The sequence below is a fragment of the Azospirillum mesophilum genome, from assembly GCF_053470405.2.
Genome location: NZ_JBPXMQ020000036.1, coordinates 12,482 through 34,562 on the forward strand (window position 1 = coordinate 12,482; position 22,081 = coordinate 34,562).

Here is a 22,081-nt window from a genome sequence, read left to right on the forward strand (position 1 = left end):
TGCCATAGGCTCTGAGGAGTGGGGAGCGCTTGGCCGCTCCGGCCGACGAAGAAGGGCCGACCGACAAAGAAGGGGAGGTGTCATGGGCGAGAAGGTTGCCATCATCACCGCAGGCGGCAGCGGCATGGGTGCGGAGACGGCGCGTCGGCTGGCGGCTGACGGCTTCAAGGTCGCGGTTCTTTCGTCCTCCGGCAAGGGCGAGGCCCTGGCCAAGGAACTGGGCGGCATCGGGGTGACCGGGTCGAACCAGTCCAACGACGACCTGAAACGCTTAGTCGACCAGACGATGAACGCGTGGGGCCGGATCGACGTGCTAGTCAACAGCGCCGGCCACGGTCCGCGCGCGCCGCTGCTGGATCTCACGGACGAGGACTGGCACCGGGGGATCGACGTCTACTTCCTCAACGTGGTCCGTGCGACCCGGCTGGTAGCCCCGATCATGGTGAAGCAAAAGTCCGGCGCCATCATCAACATCTCGACGGCCTGGGCCTTCGAGCCGAGCGCGATGTTTCCAACGTCGGCTGTCGCCCGCGCCGGCCTCGCTGCTTTCACGAAGCTTTTCGCGGACCAGTATGCGGTCGACAACGTTCGGATGAACAACGTGCTGCCCGGCTGGATCGACAGCCTGCCCGAAACCGAGGAGCGCCGTCAGAGCGTGCCGATGGGGCGCTACGGTCACAGCGCGGAGATCGCGGCGACCGTCGCCTTCCTCGCGTCGGACGGGGCCGGCTACATCACCGGCCAGAACATCCGGGTGGACGGCGGCCTCATGCGGTCGGTGTGAGGATCGCGCTGCCGGCGCTTCCGAATCCTTCGTGTGCATGCCAAGCTGCGTCTCCGAAACCGGGGAGGGCGTCATGAAACTGGATCAGCCTGAGCATGCGGAGCCGAGCGATGCGCGGGAGCGCCGGGGCGTCCGGCCCGTGATCTGTTATCCGGTGGACAGCCTGGCTCCGCCCGACCTCTCCTCTTATCACGCGGCGCGGGCGGGCTGGCGGAAGCTGTCCGAAGTGGTCGTCCCGCCGCGCGAGGCGCGATGCTTCGACGTTCCGGCGGGCTGCTTTTTCCGGATCGTCAGCGTCGAGGGACCGCAGGTCGGGGATCTCAATCTCTGGTCGGCGGCCGATCTCAACGAACGCTTCTTCTCGGGCAAGACGCGCGCCCTGCATGGCACGCACCTGTCGACCGGGGACCGGCTCTGGTCGTCGCTGCCATATCTGAGGCCGATGGCGACGATCACCGAGGACACGCTCGACTGGTACGGCTTCGACGAGTGGGGTGGTTCGGTGCACGACGTCATCGGGACGCGGTGCGATCCCTACACGCACCGGCTGCTCAGCGGCGGCGATTATCATCACTGCTGTCACTCGAACCTGACGCGCGCGCTCGCCGACCGGCTGGGCCGGCCCTGCGAGGCGGTTGAGCCCGCGGTGCACGACGTGCTGAACGTCTTCATGTGCACGGGCTTCACCCGCGACACCGGGCAGTATTTCATGAAGGCGAGCCCCGTTCGGCCCGGCGACTTCCTCGAATTCTTCGCCGAGATCGACCTCCTCGGGGCACTGTCCGCCTGTCCGGGCGGGGACTGCAGCGCGGAGCATTCAAGCGACATGGCGGCCTGCCATCCGCTCCTGGTCGAAGTCTACCAGCCTGAAGCCCCGCCGCGCGGCTGGGCGTCCCCCGCGCGCAACGGTTACAGCGGCAATCACGGCTGCTGAGCGCCGTCGCCCCCGAACCCATCGGGTTTCCGGCACGAAGGGGGCACCTCTCCTGCGCGGGAACCGCGCCGCCCCGTTCCGCATCAATCCCTGCGAGACTTGAAGCCTGCGGGACGGCCTGCGGGATGGGGAGCGCGGCATGAACCGGGCGACACGGGACCAGACGACGCCGAGTGCGAATAGTGCGGATGTGACGGACGCCGACCTCGTCGGGCGGCTCCAGCAGCGGGACCCCGCGGCCTTCCGCATCCTGATGCAGCGGCACAACCGCCGCCTCTACCGTATGGCGCGCGGTGTCCTGCGTGATCCGGCCGAGGCCGAGGACGCGGTGCAGGACGCCTATGTCCTGGTCTTCACGAACATCGACCGGATCCGGGATGCGTCCAACCTCGGCGCCTGGCTCGGCCGCATCGTCCTGAACGAAGCGCTGCGGCGGCTCCGGCCAAGGAGGCTCATGACGGACTTCGACGACGGCCAGCCTCCCGCCGAGGCGCACGACGCCCAGATTATTCCTTTTCCTGGCCCTTTCCCCGGCGCCCGGCAGCCACCGGCGACGCCGGAAGAGGACGCCGCGCGCGCCGAAGTGAGACGCCTGCTGGAGCGCGCCGTCGACCGATTGCCGGGGCCGTTCCGCGTGGTGTTCGTCCTGCGCGACATCGAGCAGATGAGCGTCGAGGAGACCGCGTCCGTCCTCGGCATCCCGGCGGAGACGGTCAAGACGCGCCTGCACCGGGCGCGCCGCCTGCTCGGCCGGAACCTGCGCCGGCAGCTGTCGCCCGACCTGATCGGCGCCTTCCCGTTCGCCGGTGCGCGCTGCGCCCGGATCGTCGCGCGGGTGCTCGACCGGCTGGGCCTGCCGGAACCAAATCCGGAGCCCTGATCGCAGCGGTCCGATCCGTCGGACCATCACATGAGGGAGAACTGCAATGCTGATCCGCACCGCCTTGATCGCGGGCGCCATGGCGCTCGCGGTGACGACCGCCCACGCCCAGTCCGTGGAAAAGGCGCCGCCCGGCGGCTCCTACAAGAAGGTGAGCGAGCTGGTGAAGCTTCCGGACTTCCTGCCCGGTCTCGGCACGCTGTACGTCGATCCCAAGACCCTGCCCGCCGGCCCGTTCCTGGCCTATGACCATGACGGACGGCTGGTCAGCACCGTCTACATGATCCCGCTCGACGACATCCAGGCACAGAAGAAGTTCGACGGGCTGAAGGCCGCCGGCGGCGCCGTCGACCATGTGGACATGTACTACAACGCCGGCCACCCCGGCGTGGAGAAGCCCCACTACCACGTCGTCCTCTGGCATGTCGGCAAGGCGGACGAGGCGCGGGTTGCGAAATAGCATGATCGCGCGGCGCACAGTGCTCCGGGCCGGCGGCTGGGCCGCCGGTCTGGCGCTGCTCGGCCTTCCCGGCCGGGTCATAGCGGGGCCGGTGGTGGAGATTCGCATGCGGGGCAACGCCGACGGCTCCCGGGTGTGGTTCGACCCCATCGGCGTGCTGGTCGAGCCGGGCCAGACCCTGCGCTGGATCAACACCGACCCCGGCAACGCGCACACCAGCACGGCCTACCACCCGGCCAACGGCGGGCATCCCCGGCGCATCCCGGACGGGGCGGCGCCCTGGAATTCCGACTACCTTCTGCCCGACCAGAGCTTCGAACTGCGGCTCACCACGGTGGGGGTCTTCGACTATTTCTGCATCCCGCACGAGGAGGCCGGGATGATCGGGCGCATCGTCGTCGGCCGGGCGGAGGGGGCTCGCCCCCCGGACGGCCTGCCGGACGCTGCCCGCGCGCTCCTTCCCGCGCCGGAGGAGATCGTCCGGCGCGGGGCCGTCCGTCTTCCGGAATGAGCCCGGCAGGCCGCTATGGCGCCGGTCGATACACCCACACGGCGGCCGGCTCCCGGCCGTTCGCCCGCACGCCGAGGAAGAGGCGGTCCAGTTCGGGAACCCACAGCGATGTCCGGGCGCCGGGAACCGTCGGAATCCGTCCAAGCTCGCGGTAGCTGTCTGCGTGATTCTGGCCGTCGTCCTGCTTCTGAATGACGGCGAGCGTGCCGTCGCCGCAGCTGATGTAGAGACGCTGCCGCTTTCGGTCGAAGAAGACGTCGTCGGCGTCCTCGCAGGTCGGCAGGCGCGCGACGACACCGCCGTGCTCGGTCTCGAAGACCGCGAGGGTGGAGGGCTTGCGGTAGACGACCGCCAGCCGCCCGGCTGACTCGTCGAGCGCCATGGGAAAGTTGCCCCCGGCTCCGCTCAACGTCCAGGTGGCGATCTGCTGTCCGGATTCGCGGTCCACGACCGCGATCTGCCGCGCGTCGGGCGCATTCACGAAGATGCGGGGGCCGTTCGTCTCCAGCTGGAAGGACTCCGGGTGGGCGGCGAGGCGGATTTCCCCGAGCTTGCGGCCCGAAACGGCGTCCAGCGCCGCCAGGGCGCCGTTTCCGTACCCGACGATCACCTGGGCGGCGGATGCATCGACGCGGATGTTGTCGGCATCCTCGCCGAGCTTCACCGTGTCGAGTTCGGCAAAATCCGTCGCCTTGAACCGGCGGACGGTTCCGTCGCCCCCGTTCGCGACGATGATCGCATCCGTGCCTGGGATATGGGTGCCTGGGATATGGGTACCTGGGACATGGGCAACGCCCTGCGGCTCCTTCAGCCCGGTGAGGCGCCGGATGACCCTGCCTTGGGCGAGATCGAGCACCCCCACCGTGTTGTTGCCGAGTTCGGCGATAAGGAGGCGCTGCCGGGCGAGGTCGATGGCGAAATGGTCGATCCGACCGGATACGTTGCCCAGGGGAATCGTCCGCTCCAGCGTCAGGGGGGCCGTGCCCGCCGCGAAAGTCGCGGGCGGGTCCCTGCCGACGAGGACGATTGCCGCCGTGAGCGCCGCTGCCAGCACGAACGGCGTGCCAATACGGATCACCATCGCTTTTCGTCCAAAGCGGGACCGCGGAGCCAGTCGATGACCAGACCGTGCGCCGTTGCGGAAAACCCTACACCCGCGGTGGCGTCCGTTTCGAATGGAAATTCGGGCGGTGTCCGTCCAATCTCGAACGGCTGAACAGCGCGGGAGGAGCGGGCGTGTCGCAGAAGGTCATCGGCCTGATCGGGGGCATGAGCTGGGAAAGCTCGGCCGAGTATTACCGGATCATCAACGAGCGGGTGCGGGACCGCCTCGGCGGCTTGCGGTCGGCGCGCTGCCTGATGTGGTCCTTCGACTTCGCGGAGGTCGAGGCGCTCCAGCACGCCGGCCGTTGGGATGACGCGACGGCGCTGATGATCGACGCCGCGCAACGGCTGGAGCGGGGCGGGGCCGACTTCGTGGTGATCTGCACCAACACCATGCACCGCATGGCCGCGGAGGTGCAGGCGGCCATCGGCCTGCCGCTGCTGCACATCGCCGATCCCACCGCCGAGCGCATCCAGGCCGCCGGGCTGCGGCGTGTCGGCCTTCTCGGCACGGCCTTCACCATGGAGCAGGACTTCTACAAGGGGCGGCTTGCCGACAAGCACGGGCTGGAGGTGCTGGTGCCCGACGACGAGGACCGCGCCACCGTCCACCGGATCATCTATGACGAGCTGGTGCAGGGGCGTGTCGAGGCGGAATCGCGGCAGGCCTACCGGCGGATCATCGCCCGGCTGGTGGAGCGCGGCGCGCAGGCCGTCATCCTGGGCTGCACCGAGATCATGCTGCTGGTGCGCCCGGAGGACAGCGCGGTGCCGCTCTACGACACCACGACCATCCACGCCGAAGCGGCCGTCGATCTGGCGGTTGGGGGATAAACTCGCGAACCCTCAAAACAGGCTTCCCTGAACCGGCGCGCGGTGGGGTTTCCTCGGTTCCGGCTTGGGCTTCTCGGCCTTTGGTTTTGGCATGGGCGGTTCCGGTGCCGCGACGACCGGTGCCACGACGACCGGGGCCGCTTCGGCTTTCGGCGCGCCGTCCACCGTTGCGGCGGCCTTGCCGTCGGCGAAGACCAGCGACACGGACAGGCCCGGCGTGGCCTGGGCGGCGCTGGTCAGGGGCTTGCCGCCGCCATCGTCTCCCACGGCCTCCACCAGGGCGAAGCCGCGCGCCAGCACGCCCTTGTAGGAATAGCTCTCCAGAAGCTGTCCGACGGCGGCCAGCTTCGCCGTCCGCTCCTCCACGGCCTTGCCGTAGCTGCGCTCCAGCCGGGGCTTCAGGTCTTCCAGCCGCCGGCTGCCGTCGCCGGCCTTGACCTTGATCGGGCCGAGCGAGAGGCGCGATCCCACCCGCTCATACTGGCCGCGCGCCGCCATGACCGCGTGCCGCAGCGCCCCGTCCAGCGCCCGCCCTTCGGAGGCGAGGCGCTGGCTGGCCTGCATCAGCTTTTCGCGCGGGTGGCGGAGCTTGGCGCCCAACTCGCCCACGCGGGTGCGGCGGCGCTCCAGCAGGCTGCCGGCGGCGAGCACAAGGCGCTCCGCCCGGTCATCCAGCCGCTGGGCGTGGCCCTCCAGCAGGGCGCGCGGGTCGCCGAGGCCGCGCCCCAGACCCTCGACCCGCGTCCGGTGTTCCGACAGGATGCGGTTGGCGCAGCCCAGCAGGCGGCGCTGGGCGTCCAGCACGCCGGCCAGCAGCTCCGCCCGCACCGGCACGGCCATCTCCGCCGCCGCCGTCGGGGTCGGCGCCCGCCGGTCGGAGGCGTAGTCGATCAGCGTGGTGTCGGTCTCGTGCCCCACCGCCGAGATCAGCGGGATGCGGCTGGCCGCCGCGGCACGGACCACGCTTTCCTCGTTGAAGGCCATCAGGTCTTCCAGCGAGCCCCCGCCGCGCGCCACGATCAGCAGGTCGGGGCGCGGCACCGGCCCGCCGGGTGCGATGCGGTTGAAGCCCTCGATGGCCGCCGTCACTTCGGCCGCCGCGCGCTCGCCTTGCACGGCGACCGGCCACAGCAGAACGCGGCGCGGGAAACGGTCGTTCAGCCGGTGCAGAATGTCCCGGATGACCGCCCCGGTGGGGGAGGTGATGACCCCGATCACGTCCGGCAGGAAGGGGATGGGCTTCTTGCGGTCCGGGTCGAACAGCCCTTCCGCCGCGAGGCGCCGCTTGCGCTCCTCCAGCATCTTCAGCAGGGCGCCTTCGCCGGCCAGCTCCATCGACTCGATGACGAGCTGGTATTGCGAGCGGCCGGGGTAGGTGGTCATGCGCCCGGTGACGATGACCTCCAACCCTTCCTCCGGCTTGACGGCCAGCTTCGCCACGGTGCCGCGCCAGCAGACGGCCTCGATCACCGCCGTGTCGTCCTTCAGGCGCAGGTAGCAGTGGCCGGAGCTGTGCTTCTTCGGCTGGGAGATCTCGCCGCGCACCCGGACGAATCCAAACTCTTCCTCGATGGTGCGCTTCAGGCGCCGGGCGAGGTCGCCGACCGAATATTCCGGCAGGTTGGAACCGGGGCGGGGTTCGGCCGCAATCAAGGGGGCCGCGATCAGCGGCGAGGCATCAAAGTCTTGAGTCATGGTGGGGCCATGATACAAGGCGCGGTGTCGGCAACAAGCTTGGAAGGATGGGGTGCCATGAAAGTCCTGGTGGTCGGATCGGGTGGGCGCGAGCATGCGCTGTGCTGGGCCATTCAGAACTCGCCTCTCTGCGACAAGCTGTACTGCGCCCCCGGCAACGCCGGCATCGCCGACGTGGCCGAATGCGTCGCCATCGGTGCCGAGGATGTGGACGCTCTGGTCCGCTTTGCCAGTGACAACGCCATCGACTTCGTCGTGGTCGGTCCGGAAGGGCCGCTGGTGCTCGGCCTTGTGGACAAGCTGACCGCCATCGGCATCAAGGCCTTCGGCCCCAGCGCGGCGGCGGCGGAGCTTGAGGGCTCCAAGGGCTTCATGAAGGATGTCCTGGCCAAGTACGGCGTGCCGACCGCCGCCTATGGCCGCTTCAAGGATGTGGAGGCCGCCAAGGACTTCGTCCGCAAGAACGGTGCCCCCATCGTGGTGAAGGCCGATGGCCTCGCCGCCGGCAAGGGCGTGACCGTCGCCCGCACCCAGGAGGAGGCCTTCGCCGCCATCGACGAGGCGCTGGTCGAAGGCCGCTTCGGCGCCGCCGGCGCGGAGGTGGTGGTCGAGGAGTTCCTGGACGGCGAAGAGGTCAGCTTCTTTGCCCTCTGCGACGGCGAATCGGCTCTGCCGCTGGTCTCGGCCCAGGACCACAAAGCGGTGGGCGACGGCGACACCGGCCCGAACACCGGCGGCATGGGCGCCTACTCCCCGGCGCCGGCGCTGACGCCGGACCTCCAGGCCCGCGTGATGCGCGAAATCATCGAGCCGACCGTCAAGGGCATGGCCGCCGAGGGCCGTCCCTTCAAGGGCGTGCTGTTCGCCGGCCTGATGATCGTGAAGGGTCCGGACGGCCAGCCGGTCCCGAAGACGCTGGAGTTCAACGTCCGCTTCGGCGACCCGGAATGCCAGACGCTGATGATGCGCCTGAAATCCGACGCGCTGGCGGCCCTGGTTGCCGCCGCCGACGGCGTGCTGAAGAGCATCGACCTGCGCTGGCACGACGAGACCGCTCTGTGCGTCGTCATGGCTGCCAAGGGCTACCCCGGCGACTATGTCAAGAACACGGAGATCAAGGGCTTCGACGCCGCCAACGCGGTGGAGGGCGTGACCGTCTTCCACGCCGGCACCAAGCGGGCGGAGGATGGCCCCGGAAAAACAAAGGTTCTCTCAACCGGCGGCCGCGTGCTGGGCGTGACGGCGCTGGCCCCAACCGTGGCCGAGGCGCAGAAGCGCGCCTACACGGCGGTGGACGCGCTCGACTGGCCGGAGGGCTTCTGCCGCCGCGACATCGGCTGGCGGGCGGTGGGGCGCTGACGGCGCCCCGTTCCGGCGCTATATTGGAGAGATGGCGAAGACGCTCGCGTTGCCGGCCGGAACGACAGCCGAGGAGATCAAGGCGCTGGCCGCCCGGTTCGGCGCCCGGAACCTGCGCGTCTTCGGCTCCCGTGCGACGGGCAAGGCCCGATCGGACAGCGATCTCGATCTGCTGGTCGAGTTGGAACCCGGCCGCGACCTGTTCGACCTCATCGAATTGAAGCAGACGCTTGAGGAGCGAACAGGGGCGTCCGTGGACGTGGTGACGGAGGGCGGACTGTCGCCCTTCCTGCGCGCCGGCATTCTGGAAACGGCGCTTCCTTTGTGAGCAGAAGTTAGTTTTCTTTATGGAAGGACAATGGACGATTTGCCGCGTTATTCTTCGCCTCTTGGATCCTGTAATGTCGTGATTTCCGTTTTTTTGTTATCGGAGGATTCGCGCCATGCTAAGCGGCAGGATTATAAAGGATTTTCCAGAGCATTTGCGTCACTTTTGCGTTCCTAATGATGCTGGCATGATTGAGCTTATGAATGGACGTGCTCTGTTTGCGAGTGGTCCTTCTGATGCCTCAGTAAGCGTTGTAAAAAAGTGGATGAAAGATTATGGACTTTTCCAGGGAGTTAGTGGAGAAGATCTGGATAATGTGTCGCGGGCAGTTTTGCGCGTCGTGCCGAAAGTAACGTGGGATGTTGGATTGGATCGCGATGACGCTGTGCAAAAAGCGTATTTGGAAATATATCATGCTCTTTATGATGTAAAGCCAAGAACATGGACGTCGGCGGTTTCTAAGCTTCTTTGGTGTCGCTTCCCTAACGAAATAGTTATTTATGACTCTTTCGTTGAGCGGGCTATTTGCGTTCTGCAGTGGTTGGACGACGCGGCTGTAGGATCAAAATATTACTTGCCCGCGCCGGTGCGGGTTGATTCTAAAAACAAAGTTAATAATGCTGCTGATTATTATAGGGAATATCAGGGCTTAATATATTCAATGTTTATGAAGTACAGGCCCATCTTGGAAGAGCTTTGTCTCGGCCATCCCTGTACGCGGCGATGCCCTTACCTAATTAGACTGTTTGATAGATTTTTGTGGGGGCTTGGAAACCCGGGTAATCAACCGCCTCTCGACTGCCGTGTTTGTGAGTATTCGTAATTGTCTTTGAGCGTTAACATTTTCTCTTGTTGTCTATGGCCGATATCCACCGTTCTAATCTCTATTTCTCCAAAGTAAAAAAGGCCCGGCGGTCGCAGCCGCCGGGCCTTTTTCTAACGTGTAAGCGGTCTCAGCGCGTGACGGCCGGCAGGCCCTGGAAATAGCCGACCCAGCCGCGCTCGTCGACCTTGCGGCGCATCTCGGCCTTGATGCTGTCGGGATACTTGGCGAGGTCTTCCGCCGCACCCGGATGCTGGATGTTGGCGGTGATGTAGGCGTGGCCGTTGTAGTCGTCGAAGACGCTGAGGCCGGTGTTCTCCGCCCCGATCGGCGCGCTGAAGATGCGGGTCAGCGCCTTGCTGTCCACATTGTAGGCCCAGATGAAGTTGTTGAGGTGGTTGCCGGAGTCCTCGCCGATGAACAGGGTGCGCATGGCTTCGGAGTAGCGGACGTTGTCCGGGTTGGCGACCTTCTCCGTGTCGCACTTGTCGAGCTTGCCGGTTTTGGCGTCCGCCGGCTGTTTGGCGCCATAGACCAGGGCGCGCATGCCGGCGGCGACCCAGTCGCTGGCGATCGGCTCGCCGGCGGTGTCCTTCTGGCCGCTCTTCAGGTCGCTTTCATAGATGGCGCCGCAGGTGAGGTCCTGGGCGTCGCCGGTCAGCCGGATGTCGTCCTGCGGGCGCGGGCCGCCCTTGCCGTCGATCATGCCGTCGCGGACATAGCTGATGACGGTGTAAAGCTTCTTGTCGGCGTTGTTGTGCGCCTGGCCTTCCATCTTGGTGAACTCGGTTGTCGCGCCGAGCCAAGCGGCGTAGCGGCGCGTCTCCAGGAAGGCGGCGGCCTTCTCCATGCCGGGCTTCAGCCTGAAATATTCCAGCGCCGGCTTGGAGCCCGTGCCGGGGTAGGCGAAGACCGGCTTGAAGCCGGCGAACTTCGCCGGTTCGGCCTTCACGGCGTCGGCCGGGGCGACCTCCCAGATGTCGGAGAAGCCGACGCCCGTGTCGATGATCGCCTTGACCTCGGCGTCGGTGGCGTGGCCCAGCTTGATCCACTGAAGCTTCGCCTTGCCGAAGGCGGCGCCGTCCTCCTGCACCCACTTGGCGGCGTAGAGCGTGCCGGCCGACAGGTCGCCTTCCTTGTCCGCCACATACATGGCGCGGATCACATCGTCGCCGTCGTCGCCCATGTAGACGGTCTTGCGGTCGCCCATGACGTCGCCCAGCTCGAAGGCCAGACGGCCCATGGAGAAGTGCTTCACCGCCCTGGTGGCGCCGTCCGGCTGCACGGAAACCTCCACGAGGTGGCCGTACATGTAGGGGTTGGCGCCACCCTCCGCGGCGGTCTTGCCGACCGTGCCGCGGTAGAGGTTCATGGCCTCCAGCGGCTTCTTCTCGAAGGCGCGGGCGTCCGGCTCATACTCCTCGCTGCCGAGGTGGGTCATCCAGGGCGTGGTGGAGCCGTTGCAGGGGATCCACAGGCCTTCCGTCTCGGAGAAATCAACGTTGGCGATCTTCACCGGGGTCAGCTTGCCGGTCTCCGGATCCTGGTCCAGAACGGTGAGGTTCATGGCCATGGGAAGCTGGCCGTACAGGTCCACCGGCGGCTGGCTCGGGTCGATGTTCTCGCCCTCGGTGTCGTATTCCAGATGGTTGACCAGGAACAGCGTGTGCCCCTTCACCCCGTCCACCTTGGCGTTGGGGATCATCAGCAGCGAGGTGCCGTCCGGGCCGGCCGCCTTGAAGGGGCCGCGCGCCTGCTGGCCCTTGGCGTCCTTGGCCGTCTGCATGATCGGCGCGCCGGCCTTGTCCACGATCAGGCCCGAGTACCAGCCGCCGACGAAGTCGCCGGAGCGGTGCAGGGCGACGTAGCTCAGCGGGAATTCCTTCTTCGTGCCGTCGGCCAGCGTGACCACCGCCTTGGAGGAGGTGATGGGCGCGGTCATCTCCATCTCGGTGGCGGGCGCCGGGGTCGGGGTGAACTCGACGGCCTTGACCTTCAGCGCGCCTGCGTTGGCGGCCACCGCGTCGGCGGCCAGCGCCGCACCGGCCCAAAGGGTCGCGCCGCACAGAATGGCCGTCGTGCCGGCCAGCATCGTCTTGAGCATCATGGACCTGCGATCCGCACAGTTGGAAGCTTTGCGCGGGACCATAGCGCCCTTCCATGACACTCGTGTGTAATCGGCCGAAAGTCAGGGGGCGCCCGTCAGCCGGGCCGGCGCGCCTGGAAGAAGTCGCGCAGCAGAGCCCCCGCCCGCGTCTCGTCGAAGCCGCCGTAGACCTCCGGCGCGTGGTGGCAGGTGGACTGGTGGTAGAAGCGCGGGCCGTGGTCCACCGCTCCCCCCTTGGGGTCGTAGGCGCCGAAATAGACCCGCCGCAGCCGCGCGAAGCTGATCGCCGCCGCGCAGAGCGCGCAGGGTTCCAGCGTCACGTAGAGGTCAAGGCCCGGCAGGCGCGGTTCGCCCAGCGTGGCGCAGGCTTGGCGGATCGCCAGCACCTCGGCGTGGGCGGTGGGGTCGTTCAGCTCCTCCGTCCGGTTGCCGGCGCGGCCCAGGACGGCGCCCGTCGCGGGATCGACCACCACGGCGCCGACCGGCACCTCGCCGCGGCGCGCGGCGGCCTCGGCCTCCTGAAAGGCGATTTCCATGGGGGTGGGGAGGGCGGTGCTGCTCATCCGGGGCAACCTGCCCGGTGGATCGCTCTTGCGTCAAGGTGCGGATTTCCCGCCCGCGCTGTTGGGGTCACGCTGGTTGCAGCACCCGGATCCATCCACGGAGGACCCTCATGGACAACACCGTCTACAAGAAGGTGGAGATCGTCGGCACGGCGGACACCTCCATCGACGACGCCATCCGCAACGGGGTCGAACGCGCAGCCAAGACGCTGAAGAACGTGGACTGGTTCGAGGTGGGCGAGATCCGGGGCAACGTGCAGGGCGGCCGGGTGGCGCAGTTCCAGGTGGTGATGAAGGTCGGCTTCCGGCTGGAGGGATAAAGCGTCGCACAAAGCGGTGGGAAGCCCCGTGCCATGGGTTGCGGGCGGGGCCGGCAAGCCCTATGGTCCGTGCCCATGGACACCCCCGATTTCGAACACACCGACCATAGCCCCGCCGAGCCTGACGCCGGCGAGCGCATCGCCAAGCGGCTGGCGCGCGCGGGCCTGTGCTCGCGCCGCGACGCCGAGCGCTGGATCACCGAAGGCCGCGTCGCGGTCAACGGCAAGACCCTGGACAGTCCGGCCTGCGTGGTGCGGCCGGGGGACATCGTCCAGGTGGACGGCAAGGCCATTCCGGAACCGGAGCCGGCGCGGCTCTGGCGCTATTACAAGCCGTCGGGGCTGGTCACCACCGCCCGCGACGAAAAGGGGCGCAGCACCGTTTTCGACAGGCTGCCGCCGGACATGCCGCGCGTCATCTCGATCGGCCGGCTCGACCTGACGACCGAAGGGCTGCTGCTGCTGACCAACGACGGCGAGCTGGCCCGCTTCCTGGAGCTTCCGGCCACCGGCTGGACGCGCCGCTACCGCGTGCGCGTCTTCGGCGAGGTGGACGAGGTGAAGCTGGCCGAGTTGGAGAAGGGGCCGACCATCGAGGGTGTGAAGTACGGCCCCATCGAGGCCGTGCTGGACCGCATCCAGGGCCGCAACGCCTGGCTGACCGTCAGCCTGAAGGAAGGCAAGAACCGCGAGATCCGCAAGGTGATGGAGGCGCTGGGCCTTCAGGTGAACCGCCTGATCCGCGTCGCCTACGGCCCCTTCCAGCTGGGCAAGCTGGAGGAAGGTGCCGTCGAGGAGGTGCCGAAGCGCGTGGTGCGGGAACAGATCTCCCGCTTCTTCACCGGCGCCGATCCGGCCGAGGAGCCGAAGGCCAAAACCGGCGGACGGAACGGCGGCGGCAAGAGCGCCGCGAAGCTGGCCGCCAAGGCCGCTGACGCGTCCGCCCCGGCCCCCGATGCGGCGAAGGGCGCGGCAAAGGGGGGCGTTGCGAAGGCCGCCAAGCCGCGCGACGCCAAGGCCGGCTGGGCCAAGGCGGAGCCGAAGGCTGCATCGAACCGCCGTGGCCCGGCCAAGCCCGCTGCTGCTGCCGCTGCCTCGGGCAAGCCCGGCTCCGCCAAGCCGGCCCTCACCAAATCGACTGGCAAGCCGGGCACGCTGACCCTCAAGGGCGTGAAGCCGGGCGCTGGCAAGCCGGGTGGTGGCAAGCCGGGTGGTGGCCCTCAGGGTCCCAAGCCGCGCGGCCCCGCCGGACGGGGCGGCCCTGGCGGCAAGACCGGCGGTGACGGAGCGCGACCGGAGCGGACCCGTGCGGATCGTCGGCGGTAGGCATCGCGGGCGGCGACTGGCCGCCCCCGGCGGGCGCGACACCCGTCCCACCACCGACCGCACCCGCGAGGCCATCTTCAACATCCTCGCCCACGCGGACTGGGGACCGGACGGCGCCGACCTGATCGACGGCGCCGTCGTGGTGGACGCTTTCTGCGGCACCGGCGCCCTGGGGCTGGAGGCCCTGTCGCGTGGGGCCGAGCACGGCAGCTTCCTCGACATGGGCCGGCCCGCGCTGGACGCCGTGCGGACCAACATCGCGGAGCTTGGGGAGACGGAGCGCGCCGCCGTCCTGCGCGCCGACGCCACCAAGCCCCCGCCGCCGAAGCGGCCCTGCACGCTGGCTTTTCTTGATCCGCCCTACGGCCAGGGGCTGGCGCCCCGTGCGCTGGAAGGGCTGGCGAAGGCCGGCTGGCTGGCGCCCGGCGCCGTCCTGGTGGTGGAGGTGGGGGAGCGTGACCCGCTGCCCCCGCCGCCGGGCTTCGTGGCGCTGGACGAGCGCCGCTACGGCGACACGCGCGTCCATTTCCTGCGCTACGATGGCTTTCAAGAGTAGGTGAAGAAGGCCGAGGTGACCTGGTTCGGCGCGATGGCGGCGAGGGTCAGTTGGTCGCCGCCGCCGAAGTCGAGCAGGGCGCCGCCCTTGCCGTCGGACCCGAGGCGGTAGCTCATCCCCTTGGTCAGCGCGATGTGGTCGCCCTGCACGGCGCTGAAGTCGGCCACGCGGTCGCGCCCGCCGCCCTTGGCGAAGACGAAGACGTCGGCCCCGGCGCCGCCCCACAGCGTGTCGTTGCCGGCATCGCCCCACAGCGTGTCGTTCCCGATGTCGCCCATCAGCAGGTCGGCCCCGAACCCACCGTGCAGCGCGTCGTCGCCGGCCCCGCCGCGCAGCGTGTCCAGGCCGTCGCCGCCCCACAGCGTGTCCAGCCCGGCGCCGCCAAGCAACTCGTCGTTGCCCCCCAGACCGCTCAACGAGTCGTTGGCGTCGCCGCCGAACAGGCTGTCGTTCGCGGCGGTGCCGGAAAGGATCTGGTTCTTCGGCGCGTCCACGATGCTGAAGGTCTTGCCGGTGAAATGTTCGGCGTAATAGTCGATGGAGTTCATGTAGTTGGGCCGCAGCGCGTCGGTCAGGTCCGACATGATCGTCCCAGGGGCGGCGAAGCTGTTGTAGGTGGCGCCGCCGGCGTATTCGTCGAAGCAGCCGATCATGTGGCCGAACTCGTGCGCGGCCAATTCGTCCTGATAGTCCGGCCCCCAGTCGGACTGGGTGCACCAGTCCAGCATGTCGCTGCGGCCGTTGGCGTTGTTGACGGTCACGTCGTAATGCTCGTTGCCGGCGGCGACGAACTGGACGTCGAAGCGGATGGCGTAGCTGTTGGTGCCGTCGGACAGGCTGTATTTGTTGTTCCAGAGGTTCTCGATCCCCTGTTCCCACACCTGCTGCAACGCGCCGGGATTGTCGCCGGTCAGGTGGATGCGCGTCTGCACCGTGAAGGCTGTTCCGTCGAAGCCCAGGTCGTACTTCACCTCCCAGCCGAAGCCGCCATCGGCCCGGTTTTCCATGTAGTCGATGGAGGCGGGGGCGAAGGGCGCCGGGGCGGGGGCCTGGGCGGGCGCCGTGGCGGCGGCCGTCGCCGTCGTCGCGAGGGTGGTCGCCTTGGCGGACCCCTTGGGGGCGGCCGGGATGCTGTTCCCGAACGTGTAGCCGCTGGCCTGCGGATGGCTTCTCATGGCGCGCTTCATGGCAGGGACCCCGTGTTGCTGGTGTGGTGTTTCTGGTGTGGTTGGGTGCGTTCCGGAGCGCATCATGCGGCGTGGAGCGGGGGTCTTCTTGTGACATTAACTATGCCTTAACCATTCTCCTACCGGCCTAGGCGGCCCTTTGTCGTTGGAGTTATGGCGTCCGGGCACCTTGGACCTTCGGCGCTGTTGTCGCCTAGGACGAGCGGCGGCGGGCGCCGCGACCGGGCTGGGGGCACGCGATGATCAAGGATCTCTGGTACAAGAACGCGGTGATCTACAACCTGTCGCTCGGCACCTTCATGGACGCCGACGGCGACGGCATCGGCGACTTCCAGGGATTGCTGCGCCGGCTGGACTATCTGCACGGGCTGGGCGTCACCTGCCTGTGGCTGGGACCGTTCCAGACCTCCCCCATGAAGGACGACGGCTACGACGTGGCGGACTATTACAGCGTCGATCCGCGCTACGGCACGTTGGGCGACTTCGTGGAGTTCAGCCACGGCTGCAAGCAGCGCGGCATCCGGCTGATCATCGACCTCGTGATCAACCACACCTCCGACCAGCACCCCTGGTTCCAGGCGGCGCGCAAGGACCCGAACTCCAAGCACCGCAACTGGTACGTCTGGTCCGACAAGAAGCCCCCCAACGCCGACGAGGGCATGGTCTTTCCCGGCGTGCAGAAGACCACCTGGAGCTGGGACAAGGAGGCCGAGGCCTACTACTTCCACCGCTTCTACGATTTCCAGCCGGACCTCAACACCTCCAACCCCGAGGTGCAGGCGGAACTGCTGAAGATCATGGGCTTCTGGATCGAACTCGGCGTGTCCGGATTCCGCATGGACGCCGTGCCCTTCATCATCTCCACCAAGGGCGCCGACGTGAAGAAGCCGGTGGAGCAGTTCGACATGCTGCGGATGTTCCGCGAGTTCGTGCAGTGGCGCTGCGGCGACGCCATGCTGCTGGCGGAGGCCAACGTCCTGCCGGACACCGACATGGACTATTTCGGCGACGACGGCGACCGCATGCACATGATGTTCAACTTCCAGGTCAACCAGAACCTGTTCTACGCCATGGCGGCCGCCGACACCCGCCCGCTGGTGAAGGCGCTGAAGGCGACCAAGCCGCGCCCCGCAACCGCCCAATGGGGCCTGTTCCTGCGCAACCACGACGAACTCGACCTCGGCCGCCTGGACGATGAGCAGCGCCAGCAGGTGTTCGAGGCCTTCGGGCCGGACAAGTCCATGCAGCTCTACGACCGCGGCATCCGCCGCCGGCTGGCGCCCATGCTGCACGGCGACCGGCGGCGGCTGGAGTTGGCCTACAGCCTGCTGTTCACGCTGCCCGGCACGCCGGTGGTCCGCTACGGGGACGAGATCGGCATGGGCGACGACCTGTCCCTGCCGGAGCGCAACTGCGCCCGCACCCCCATGCAGTGGTCGGACGAGCCGCAGGGCGGCTTCACCAAGTCCGACAAGCCGACCCTGCCGGTCATCAGCGGCGGCATCTTCGGCTACGAGCGCATCAACGCCGCCCGCCAGCGCCGTGACCCGGACGCGCTGCTGAACTGGACCGAACGCATCATCCGCATGCGCAAGGAATGCCCGGAGATCGGCTGGGGCGACTTCGAAATCCTGTCGACCGGGACCCCGGCGGTTCTGGCCATGCGCTACGACTGGCGGAACAATTCCGTGGTGTTCATCCACAACTTCGCCGACAAGCCCCACGAAATCGCCCTGGCCGTCGGCGGGAGCGGGGAGTCGGAGCGGCTGGTCAACCTGCTGTCGGAAGACCACAGCGATCCCGGCGACGACGGCAAGCACCATCTGGTGATCGAGGCTTACGGCTACCGCTGGTACCGGCTGGGCGGGCTGGATTACCTGCTGCGGCGGACGGAGGGGTAGGGCCGCCGCCTTATCGCCGCCTGAACGCCGGTTGAACGGGCCGTTCAGGCTCGGCTCAGTTGCGCTTTGCCATTCTCTCTCCAACAGGGCGGCTCATCGCCCTCGTGATGGAGGAATGGACATGCGCACTTCGAAAACCCTTGCCCTTCTCGCCGCGGCCCTGGCGGGCGGCATCGCGCTTGGCGCCGGCACGGCCCAGGCCGACCAGAAGCACGCCCCGGTCCAGGCCTCGGCGCCGAAGCCGGTCGCGGAGGTGCTCCGGACCGGCGGCGGCACCGTCGTCGGCTCGGTCACGGAGGTTGGCGCCACATGGCTGACCGTCCGCGACGAGTCCGGGGAGACGAACGTGGCTGCGCGGGACTTTTTGCCGGAGGGCATCCGTCCGGGCGATCCGATCACGGTCGTCGGGCGCGCCAAGCACGGCGGGATGAAGGCCAGCGAGATCATCCTGGCGGACGGGACCTCGCACGGTGCGGCCACGCGGACCGCCCGCGACGCGCAGCGGGACAGCGACGATGACTGAGAGGAGCGGCGCCTGGAACCGTGGGCGAGGCCGTTCGTTCATTTGATGACGGTGATATGGGGATTGGGGGTGGGCGACCGGCCCCCAACCCCCACCCGGCCCAACGCAGAGAAGGAGCGCACCATGACCGCTCGTCGACTTCGCAGCGCCATCGCCCCCTTGGGCGTCATGGCGGTCCTGCTCGCCGGACCCGCGGCGGCCCAGCAGGCGCAACCCCAGCAGGCGCAACCCCAGACAGCTCCGCCCGGCATGATGGAGCACGGTCCGGGCATGCACCAGCAGGGCGGCCAGCGGGCGCAGGCCACGCCCAAGGACCCGGCCTCGCGGGCCTACATGCAGAGCATGCGCAAAATGAACCAGGACATGCACAAGCCCATGACCGGCAACGCCGACCAGGACTTCGCCCGGATGATGGCGGCCCACCACCAAGGCGCCATCGACATGGCCCGCGTGCAGCTTCAGTACGGCCAGGACCCCGAACTGAAAGCCATGGCCCAGAAGGTCATCGACGACCAGACGAAGGAGGTCCAGCAGCTTCAGGACTGGATCCGGCAACACCCGGCCAAGCCGGCGTCCAAGTAAGAAGGCCCCCTCACCGCCGCCCGAACAGCCTTTCGATGTCGGCCAGCTTCAGCTCCACATAGGTGGGGCGGCCGTGGTTGCATTGGCCGCTGTGGGGGGTGGCCTCCATCTGGCGGAGCAGGGCGTTCATCTCCTCGATGCCGAGCGCGCGGCCGGCGCGGACGGAGCCGTGGCAGGCCATGGTGCCGCAGACGTCCTCAAGCTTTTCCTTGAGCGAGAGGGCGTCGCCCAACTCCGCCAGCTCCTCGGCGAGGTCGCGGACGAGGCTCTTCACGTCGCTCTGGCCGAGCAGGGCGGGCACCTCGCGCACCATGACGCAGCCGGGACCGAAGCCCTCCACCACCAGCCCAAGCTCCGCCAGCTCGGCGGCGCGGCCCAGCAGGCGGTTGGCGGAAGGCTCGTCCAGCTCCACCACCTCCGGGATCAGCAGGGCCTGCCGCTTGACCCCGCCTTCCAGCAGGGCGGTCTTCATCCGCTCATAGACCAGCCGCTCGTGGGCGGCGTGCTGGTCCACGATGACGATGCCCTCGGCGGTCTGGGCCACGATGTAGGTGTTGTGGAGCTGCGCGCGGGCGGCCCCCAACGGGTGGCTCTCCAGCGGCGGCGCGCTGGCCGGGGCCGGTGCGCCGTACTCCGGCGGGCGGGCGGCGGGGGCGGCCTGCCAGCCGGCGAGCCGTCCCTGCAAGGGCGGCAACGGCATCTGGTGGGGCATCTGGTGGGGCGCCTGGAAGGCCGTGGCCCGGTCGGCCAGTCCGCGCGGCACGGAGGCGCCGTAGCTCCCACCCCAGGACTGCACCGGGTTCCCGTAGGGAAGGGGGCGCGGCGCGGCGGGGGCGCCCGGCGCATCCTCCGCCACCTCCGGCCGCAGGGCGCCGAGCGTCGCCAGACCCACGGTGGTGGAGGCGCGGTGCCCGGCCTCGGCCAGCGCGTGCTTCAGCGCGCCGACGATCAGGCCGCGCACGAGGCCCTGGTCGCGGAAGCGCACCTCCGCCTTGGCCGGGTGGACGTTCACGTCCACCTCCTGCGGGTCGAGGTCGAGGAACAGCGCCAGCATCGGGTGGCGGTCGCGCGGCAGGAAGTCGGCGTAGGCGGCGCGCACCGCGCCGACCATCAGCTTGTCCCGCACCGGCCGGCCATTCACGAACAGGTGCTGGTGGCGGGCGGTGGGGCGGTGCAGGGTCGGCAGCCCGATCCAGCCGGCCAGCGTCACGCCCTCACGCGTCGCCTGGACCGGCACGGCGTTGTCCTGGAAGTCCCGCCCCATCAGCGCGCCGAGTCGGGTCAGCCGCGCGTCCAGCAACTCGCCCTGCGCGGCCGACAGGCGCAGCGCCGAGCGGCCGTCGCCGTCCAGCGTGAAGGCCACGCCGGGATGCGCCATGGCGAGGCGTTCGATGCAGTCGGCGATGTGCTCGAACTCCGTGCGGGCGGCCTTCAGGAACTTCAGCCGGGCGGGCACGGCGGCGAACAGGTCGCGCACCTCCACGCGGGTGCCCTGGGCGAGCGCTGCGGGCTGGGGCGCGCCCTTGGCCCCGGCGTCCACGGTCAGCGCCCAGGCGCTGTCCGCCCCGCGCGGGCGGCTGGTGAGCGTCAGCCGGCTGACCGCGCCGATGGAGGGCAGCGCCTCCCCCCGGAAGCCCAGGGACCGGATGTCCAGCAAGTCGTCCGACGGCAGCTTGGACGTGGCGTGGCGCTCCACCGCCAGCGACAACTCGTCCGGAGCCATGCCGCAGCCGTCGTCGGTGATGGTGATCAGCGACTTGCCGCCGTCGCGCACCACCACGTCGATGCGGGTGGCCCCGGCGTCGATGGCGTTCTCGACCAGTTCCTTGACGGCGGCGGCGGGCCGCTCGATCACCTCGCCGGCGGCGATGCGGTTGACGAGCGTGTCGGGCAACATGCGGATCGGCATGGCCCAAATATAGTAGGCTAGATGGCGGAATACCACCACGCGCGGAGGGTGGTGGGGGTGTGGGAAAAGCGCGACGGCCAGAGAGCCGAACGACCGGCCGACCGGAACCGGATCATTCGGCGGCGGGCGGAACCGCGGCGATGCGGGTTGGGATCAGGGCGTTGATGGTCTGGCGCTGCTCGTCCAGCCGGGCGTTTACGGCCTTGAATTCGCCGCGGACCTCGGCTTTGAACTCGGCCAGTTCGCCGCGGATTTCGGCTTTGAACTCAGCCATTTCGCCGCGGACCTTGCCGAATTCGGCGTCGACGGCGGAAAAGCGCTTGTCCATGTAGGTCTTCAGATCCGCGATTGCGGCGAGGATGTCGCTGGTCGTCGGTTCCGCCATGGGGACGCGCTCCGGTTCCTGAACGCCTTATCCTATACCCGGCAAGCCGTTATCTCAACCTACAAAGGCAGGCATTCCGGCCGGCGGCGCTCACGCGGGGCTGTACAACCGCTTCAGCGCCTTCAGCACGCTGGACGCCGTGTCGGCGGCGGTGTCGTCCATGCCGACGGAGCGGATGGTGGCGAACAGGCGGGCATTCGGGTCGGTGCGGCCATCGGTCACCGCCCACAGGCTGGCGCCCTTGCCGTTTTGGTCTTTGCTCCGGACGTCTGTGAAGCGTCCCAGCGAACTTTCCTTGATCGCGCCGATCAGCGGCCCGGTCTGGTCGTTGGCGGCGTTCAGCGGAACCGCCAGCAGCTTGGACCCGGACGCAAGGGAGCTGATGGCCCGGCGGTCGAAGGCGATCTGCACTTCCTTGCCGCTGCCCGGCATGCCGATGCCGATGACGCCGCTTTCGGCCTTCGCGTCCTCCTCGAACGGGTCCTTCATCCCGGATTCGCGCAGGGCCGCCGGCATTTCGGGCTTTTCCAGGCCGTTCCGCGATGCGACCTCGTCCAGCAGAGCGTTGGCCGCCCCGCCCAGCATGAAGGGTTGGTCATCGGACAGGCCAAGCGTCTGGCGCAGGAGTTCCATGGCCTTTCCCCGGTACTCGCCCTGCTTCAGCACGTATTCGTGGCGCGCGAAACCAAGGTCCAGTTCGGGAGACGCGGAGCCCTTGGACTCCGGAATGGTGAGGGTCACCGCGTGCGCATCCATGACGCGGATCGCCTCGGGAGACAGGTTGACGATGTCGGTCAGGCGCCGGTTTGGAGCGGAGGTGGGTGCGGGTTCCGGGGTGGAGGCGGGGGCTGCCGGTCTCGCGCCGACCGTGCCGAAGGTTGCGGGCGCGGTGGCCGTCGATCCGATGGCGTCGGTGGCGGGCATGGCTTCCCCTCGCGTCTGGTGTTTCGGTTGCGCATTCCGCAGCCTGCGGTGGCGGTTCACCATGCCGCAAACGGCAAGGATTGTCC

23 protein-coding genes are annotated in these 22,081 nt (G+C 68.4%); 15 read left to right on the plus strand and 8 right to left on the minus strand.

The features are described 5' to 3' along the window. Nucleotides 1–82: 82 nt before the first annotated feature. From ACSVC7_RS25430 to ACSVC7_RS25450, 5 genes are all read left to right on the plus strand, one after another. A complete protein-coding gene (locus tag ACSVC7_RS25430) occupies nucleotides 83–784 on the plus strand; it encodes an SDR family oxidoreductase (RefSeq protein WP_448207576.1) in 702 nt (233 codons plus the stop codon). A 73-nt stretch (nucleotides 785–857) separates the two neighbouring features. After that, nucleotides 858–1,718: an urea carboxylase-associated family protein gene (locus ACSVC7_RS25435; RefSeq protein WP_448207575.1), complete on the plus strand. Its 861-nt coding sequence runs from the start codon at nucleotides 858–860 to the stop codon at nucleotides 1,716–1,718. Between the two features lie 139 nt (nucleotides 1,719–1,857). Continuing rightward, nucleotides 1,858–2,598, plus strand: coding sequence for an RNA polymerase sigma factor (locus tag ACSVC7_RS25440; RefSeq protein ID WP_448207574.1), 741 nt, complete (start codon nucleotides 1,858–1,860; stop codon nucleotides 2,596–2,598). Nucleotides 2,599–2,644: 46 nt separating this feature from the next. Further along, on the plus strand, nucleotides 2,645–3,058 hold the full coding sequence (locus ACSVC7_RS25445) for a DUF5602 domain-containing protein (protein ID WP_448207573.1): 414 nt from the start codon (nucleotides 2,645–2,647) through the stop codon (nucleotides 3,056–3,058). Nucleotide 3,059: 1 nt separating this feature from the next. Continuing rightward, nucleotides 3,060–3,569, plus strand: a complete 510-nt coding sequence (locus ACSVC7_RS25450; RefSeq protein ID WP_448207572.1) for a plastocyanin/azurin family copper-binding protein — start codon at nucleotides 3,060–3,062, stop codon at nucleotides 3,567–3,569. Nucleotides 3,570–3,582: 13 nt separating this feature from the next. Here ACSVC7_RS25450 and ACSVC7_RS25455 read toward each other — a convergent pair whose 3' ends face one another. Next, complete coding sequence (locus ACSVC7_RS25455) at nucleotides 3,583–4,650, minus strand: YncE family protein (protein WP_448207571.1); 1,068 nt, start codon at nucleotides 4,648–4,650, stop codon at nucleotides 3,583–3,585. 155 nt (nucleotides 4,651–4,805) lie between these two features. Here ACSVC7_RS25455 and ACSVC7_RS25460 point away from each other — a divergent pair, with 155 nt between their 5' ends. After that, the gene (locus ACSVC7_RS25460) at nucleotides 4,806–5,507 is read left to right on the plus strand and encodes an aspartate/glutamate racemase family protein (RefSeq protein WP_448207570.1); all 702 of its coding nucleotides are present in this window, start codon (nucleotides 4,806–4,808) and stop codon (nucleotides 5,505–5,507) included. 12 nt (nucleotides 5,508–5,519) lie between these two features. On the opposite strand, the gene xseA is transcribed toward ACSVC7_RS25460, so the two are convergent. After that, nucleotides 5,520–7,202 (minus strand): exodeoxyribonuclease VII large subunit, encoded by a 1,683-nt coding sequence (xseA, locus tag ACSVC7_RS25465; RefSeq protein WP_448207569.1) that lies wholly within the window; start codon nucleotides 7,200–7,202, stop codon nucleotides 5,520–5,522. Nucleotides 7,203–7,259: 57 nt separating this feature from the next. On the opposite strand from xseA, the gene purD reads away from it, so the two are divergent. From purD to ACSVC7_RS25480, 3 genes are all read left to right on the plus strand, one after another. Further along, nucleotides 7,260–8,561: a phosphoribosylamine--glycine ligase gene (purD, locus tag ACSVC7_RS25470; RefSeq protein WP_448207568.1), complete on the plus strand. Its 1,302-nt coding sequence runs from the start codon at nucleotides 7,260–7,262 to the stop codon at nucleotides 8,559–8,561. A gap of 31 nt (nucleotides 8,562–8,592) precedes the next feature. Beyond that, on the plus strand, nucleotides 8,593–8,889 hold the full coding sequence (locus ACSVC7_RS25475) for a nucleotidyltransferase family protein (protein WP_448207567.1): 297 nt from the start codon (nucleotides 8,593–8,595) through the stop codon (nucleotides 8,887–8,889). A 115-nt stretch (nucleotides 8,890–9,004) separates the two neighbouring features. Further along, the gene (locus tag ACSVC7_RS25480) at nucleotides 9,005–9,712 is read left to right on the plus strand and encodes a hypothetical protein (RefSeq protein ID WP_448207566.1); all 708 of its coding nucleotides are present in this window, start codon (nucleotides 9,005–9,007) and stop codon (nucleotides 9,710–9,712) included. Nucleotides 9,713–9,842: 130 nt separating this feature from the next. On the opposite strand, the gene ACSVC7_RS25485 is transcribed toward ACSVC7_RS25480, so the two are convergent. Together ACSVC7_RS25485 and ACSVC7_RS25490 are read right to left on the minus strand one after the other, a co-directional pair. After that, nucleotides 9,843–11,819, minus strand: coding sequence for a PhoX family protein (locus ACSVC7_RS25485; RefSeq protein ID WP_448207565.1), 1,977 nt, complete (start codon nucleotides 11,817–11,819; stop codon nucleotides 9,843–9,845). A 95-nt stretch (nucleotides 11,820–11,914) separates the two neighbouring features. Next, the gene (locus ACSVC7_RS25490; protein ID WP_448207587.1) at nucleotides 11,915–12,355 is read right to left on the minus strand and encodes a nucleoside deaminase; all 441 of its coding nucleotides are present in this window, start codon (nucleotides 12,353–12,355) and stop codon (nucleotides 11,915–11,917) included. A gap of 137 nt (nucleotides 12,356–12,492) precedes the next feature. Here ACSVC7_RS25490 and ACSVC7_RS25495 point away from each other — a divergent pair, with 137 nt between their 5' ends. The 3 genes from ACSVC7_RS25495 (at nucleotide 12,493) to rsmD (ending at nucleotide 14,584) form a co-directional block, all read left to right on the plus strand. Continuing rightward, nucleotides 12,493–12,702 (plus strand): dodecin, encoded by a 210-nt coding sequence (locus tag ACSVC7_RS25495; RefSeq protein WP_448207564.1) that lies wholly within the window; start codon nucleotides 12,493–12,495, stop codon nucleotides 12,700–12,702. 75 nt (nucleotides 12,703–12,777) lie between these two features. Further along, the gene (locus ACSVC7_RS25500; protein ID WP_448207563.1) at nucleotides 12,778–14,028 is read left to right on the plus strand and encodes a pseudouridine synthase; all 1,251 of its coding nucleotides are present in this window, start codon (nucleotides 12,778–12,780) and stop codon (nucleotides 14,026–14,028) included. Further along, nucleotides 14,009–14,584, plus strand: coding sequence for a 16S rRNA (guanine(966)-N(2))-methyltransferase RsmD (rsmD, locus tag ACSVC7_RS25505; protein WP_448207562.1), 576 nt, complete (start codon nucleotides 14,009–14,011; stop codon nucleotides 14,582–14,584). Before ACSVC7_RS25500 ends, rsmD begins: the two co-directional genes overlap by 20 nt. On the opposite strand, the gene ACSVC7_RS25510 is transcribed toward rsmD, so the two are convergent. Beyond that, complete coding sequence (locus tag ACSVC7_RS25510; protein WP_448207561.1) at nucleotides 14,575–15,759, minus strand: calcium-binding protein; 1,185 nt, start codon at nucleotides 15,757–15,759, stop codon at nucleotides 14,575–14,577. The two genes, rsmD and ACSVC7_RS25510, sit on opposite strands and share 10 nt — an antisense overlap. Nucleotides 15,760–16,010: 251 nt before the next feature. Between ACSVC7_RS25510 and ACSVC7_RS25515 the strand changes: the two genes are divergently transcribed. From ACSVC7_RS25515 to copM, 3 genes are all read left to right on the plus strand, one after another. Continuing rightward, the gene (locus tag ACSVC7_RS25515; RefSeq protein WP_448207560.1) at nucleotides 16,011–17,672 is read left to right on the plus strand and encodes an alpha-amylase family protein; all 1,662 of its coding nucleotides are present in this window, start codon (nucleotides 16,011–16,013) and stop codon (nucleotides 17,670–17,672) included. A gap of 121 nt (nucleotides 17,673–17,793) precedes the next feature. After that, on the plus strand, nucleotides 17,794–18,195 hold the full coding sequence (locus ACSVC7_RS25520; RefSeq protein ID WP_448207559.1) for a cytochrome c maturation protein CcmE: 402 nt from the start codon (nucleotides 17,794–17,796) through the stop codon (nucleotides 18,193–18,195). 123 nt (nucleotides 18,196–18,318) lie between these two features. Beyond that, complete coding sequence (gene copM / locus ACSVC7_RS25525; protein ID WP_448207558.1) at nucleotides 18,319–18,777, plus strand: CopM family metallochaperone; 459 nt, start codon at nucleotides 18,319–18,321, stop codon at nucleotides 18,775–18,777. A gap of 10 nt (nucleotides 18,778–18,787) precedes the next feature. On the opposite strand, the gene mutL is transcribed toward copM, so the two are convergent. The 3 genes from mutL to ACSVC7_RS25540 form a co-directional block, all read right to left on the minus strand. Beyond that, the gene (gene mutL, locus ACSVC7_RS25530; RefSeq protein WP_448207557.1) at nucleotides 18,788–20,686 is read right to left on the minus strand and encodes a DNA mismatch repair endonuclease MutL; all 1,899 of its coding nucleotides are present in this window, start codon (nucleotides 20,684–20,686) and stop codon (nucleotides 18,788–18,790) included. Nucleotides 20,687–20,798: 112 nt separating this feature from the next. After that, complete coding sequence (locus tag ACSVC7_RS25535) at nucleotides 20,799–21,071, minus strand: hypothetical protein (protein WP_448207556.1); 273 nt, start codon at nucleotides 21,069–21,071, stop codon at nucleotides 20,799–20,801. A 90-nt stretch (nucleotides 21,072–21,161) separates the two neighbouring features. Next, nucleotides 21,162–21,995, minus strand: a complete 834-nt coding sequence (locus ACSVC7_RS25540; RefSeq protein WP_448207555.1) for a hypothetical protein — start codon at nucleotides 21,993–21,995, stop codon at nucleotides 21,162–21,164. Nucleotides 21,996–22,081: the final 86 nt, after the last annotated feature.

Coding starts and splice junctions, on each gene's coding strand:
- ACSVC7_RS25490 (WP_448207587.1), bottom strand. CDS start 12,355: ATGGAAATCGCCTTTCAGGAGGCCGAGGCCGCCGCGCGCCGCGGCGAG.
- ACSVC7_RS25485 (WP_448207565.1), bottom strand. CDS start 11,819: ATGATGCTCAAGACGATGCTGGCCGGCACGACGGCCATTCTGTGCGGC.
- ACSVC7_RS25435 (WP_448207575.1), top strand. CDS start 858: ATGAAACTGGATCAGCCTGAGCATGCGGAGCCGAGCGATGCGCGGGAG.
- ACSVC7_RS25480 (WP_448207566.1), top strand. CDS start 9,005: ATGCTAAGCGGCAGGATTATAAAGGATTTTCCAGAGCATTTGCGTCAC.
- ACSVC7_RS25495 (WP_448207564.1), top strand. CDS start 12,493: ATGGACAACACCGTCTACAAGAAGGTGGAGATCGTCGGCACGGCGGAC.
- ACSVC7_RS25430 (WP_448207576.1), top strand. CDS start 83: ATGGGCGAGAAGGTTGCCATCATCACCGCAGGCGGCAGCGGCATGGGT.
- ACSVC7_RS25475 (WP_448207567.1), top strand. CDS start 8,593: ATGGCGAAGACGCTCGCGTTGCCGGCCGGAACGACAGCCGAGGAGATC.
- ACSVC7_RS25500 (WP_448207563.1), top strand. CDS start 12,778: ATGGACACCCCCGATTTCGAACACACCGACCATAGCCCCGCCGAGCCT.
- xseA (WP_448207569.1), bottom strand. CDS start 7,202: ATGACTCAAGACTTTGATGCCTCGCCGCTGATCGCGGCCCCCTTGATT.
- ACSVC7_RS25440 (WP_448207574.1), top strand. CDS start 1,858: ATGAACCGGGCGACACGGGACCAGACGACGCCGAGTGCGAATAGTGCG.
- ACSVC7_RS25535 (WP_448207556.1), bottom strand. CDS start 21,071: ATGGCGGAACCGACGACCAGCGACATCCTCGCCGCAATCGCGGATCTG.
- ACSVC7_RS25540 (WP_448207555.1), bottom strand. CDS start 21,995: ATGCCCGCCACCGACGCCATCGGATCGACGGCCACCGCGCCCGCAACC.
- ACSVC7_RS25445 (WP_448207573.1), top strand. CDS start 2,645: ATGCTGATCCGCACCGCCTTGATCGCGGGCGCCATGGCGCTCGCGGTG.
- ACSVC7_RS25510 (WP_448207561.1), bottom strand. CDS start 15,759: ATGAGAAGCCATCCGCAGGCCAGCGGCTACACGTTCGGGAACAGCATC.
- mutL (WP_448207557.1), bottom strand. CDS start 20,686: ATGCCGATCCGCATGTTGCCCGACACGCTCGTCAACCGCATCGCCGCC.
- ACSVC7_RS25450 (WP_448207572.1), top strand. CDS start 3,060: ATGATCGCGCGGCGCACAGTGCTCCGGGCCGGCGGCTGGGCCGCCGGT.
- ACSVC7_RS25515 (WP_448207560.1), top strand. CDS start 16,011: ATGATCAAGGATCTCTGGTACAAGAACGCGGTGATCTACAACCTGTCG.
- ACSVC7_RS25520 (WP_448207559.1), top strand. CDS start 17,794: ATGCGCACTTCGAAAACCCTTGCCCTTCTCGCCGCGGCCCTGGCGGGC.
- ACSVC7_RS25455 (WP_448207571.1), bottom strand. CDS start 4,650: ATGGTGATCCGTATTGGCACGCCGTTCGTGCTGGCAGCGGCGCTCACG.
- purD (WP_448207568.1), top strand. CDS start 7,260: ATGAAAGTCCTGGTGGTCGGATCGGGTGGGCGCGAGCATGCGCTGTGC.
- copM (WP_448207558.1), top strand. CDS start 18,319: ATGACCGCTCGTCGACTTCGCAGCGCCATCGCCCCCTTGGGCGTCATG.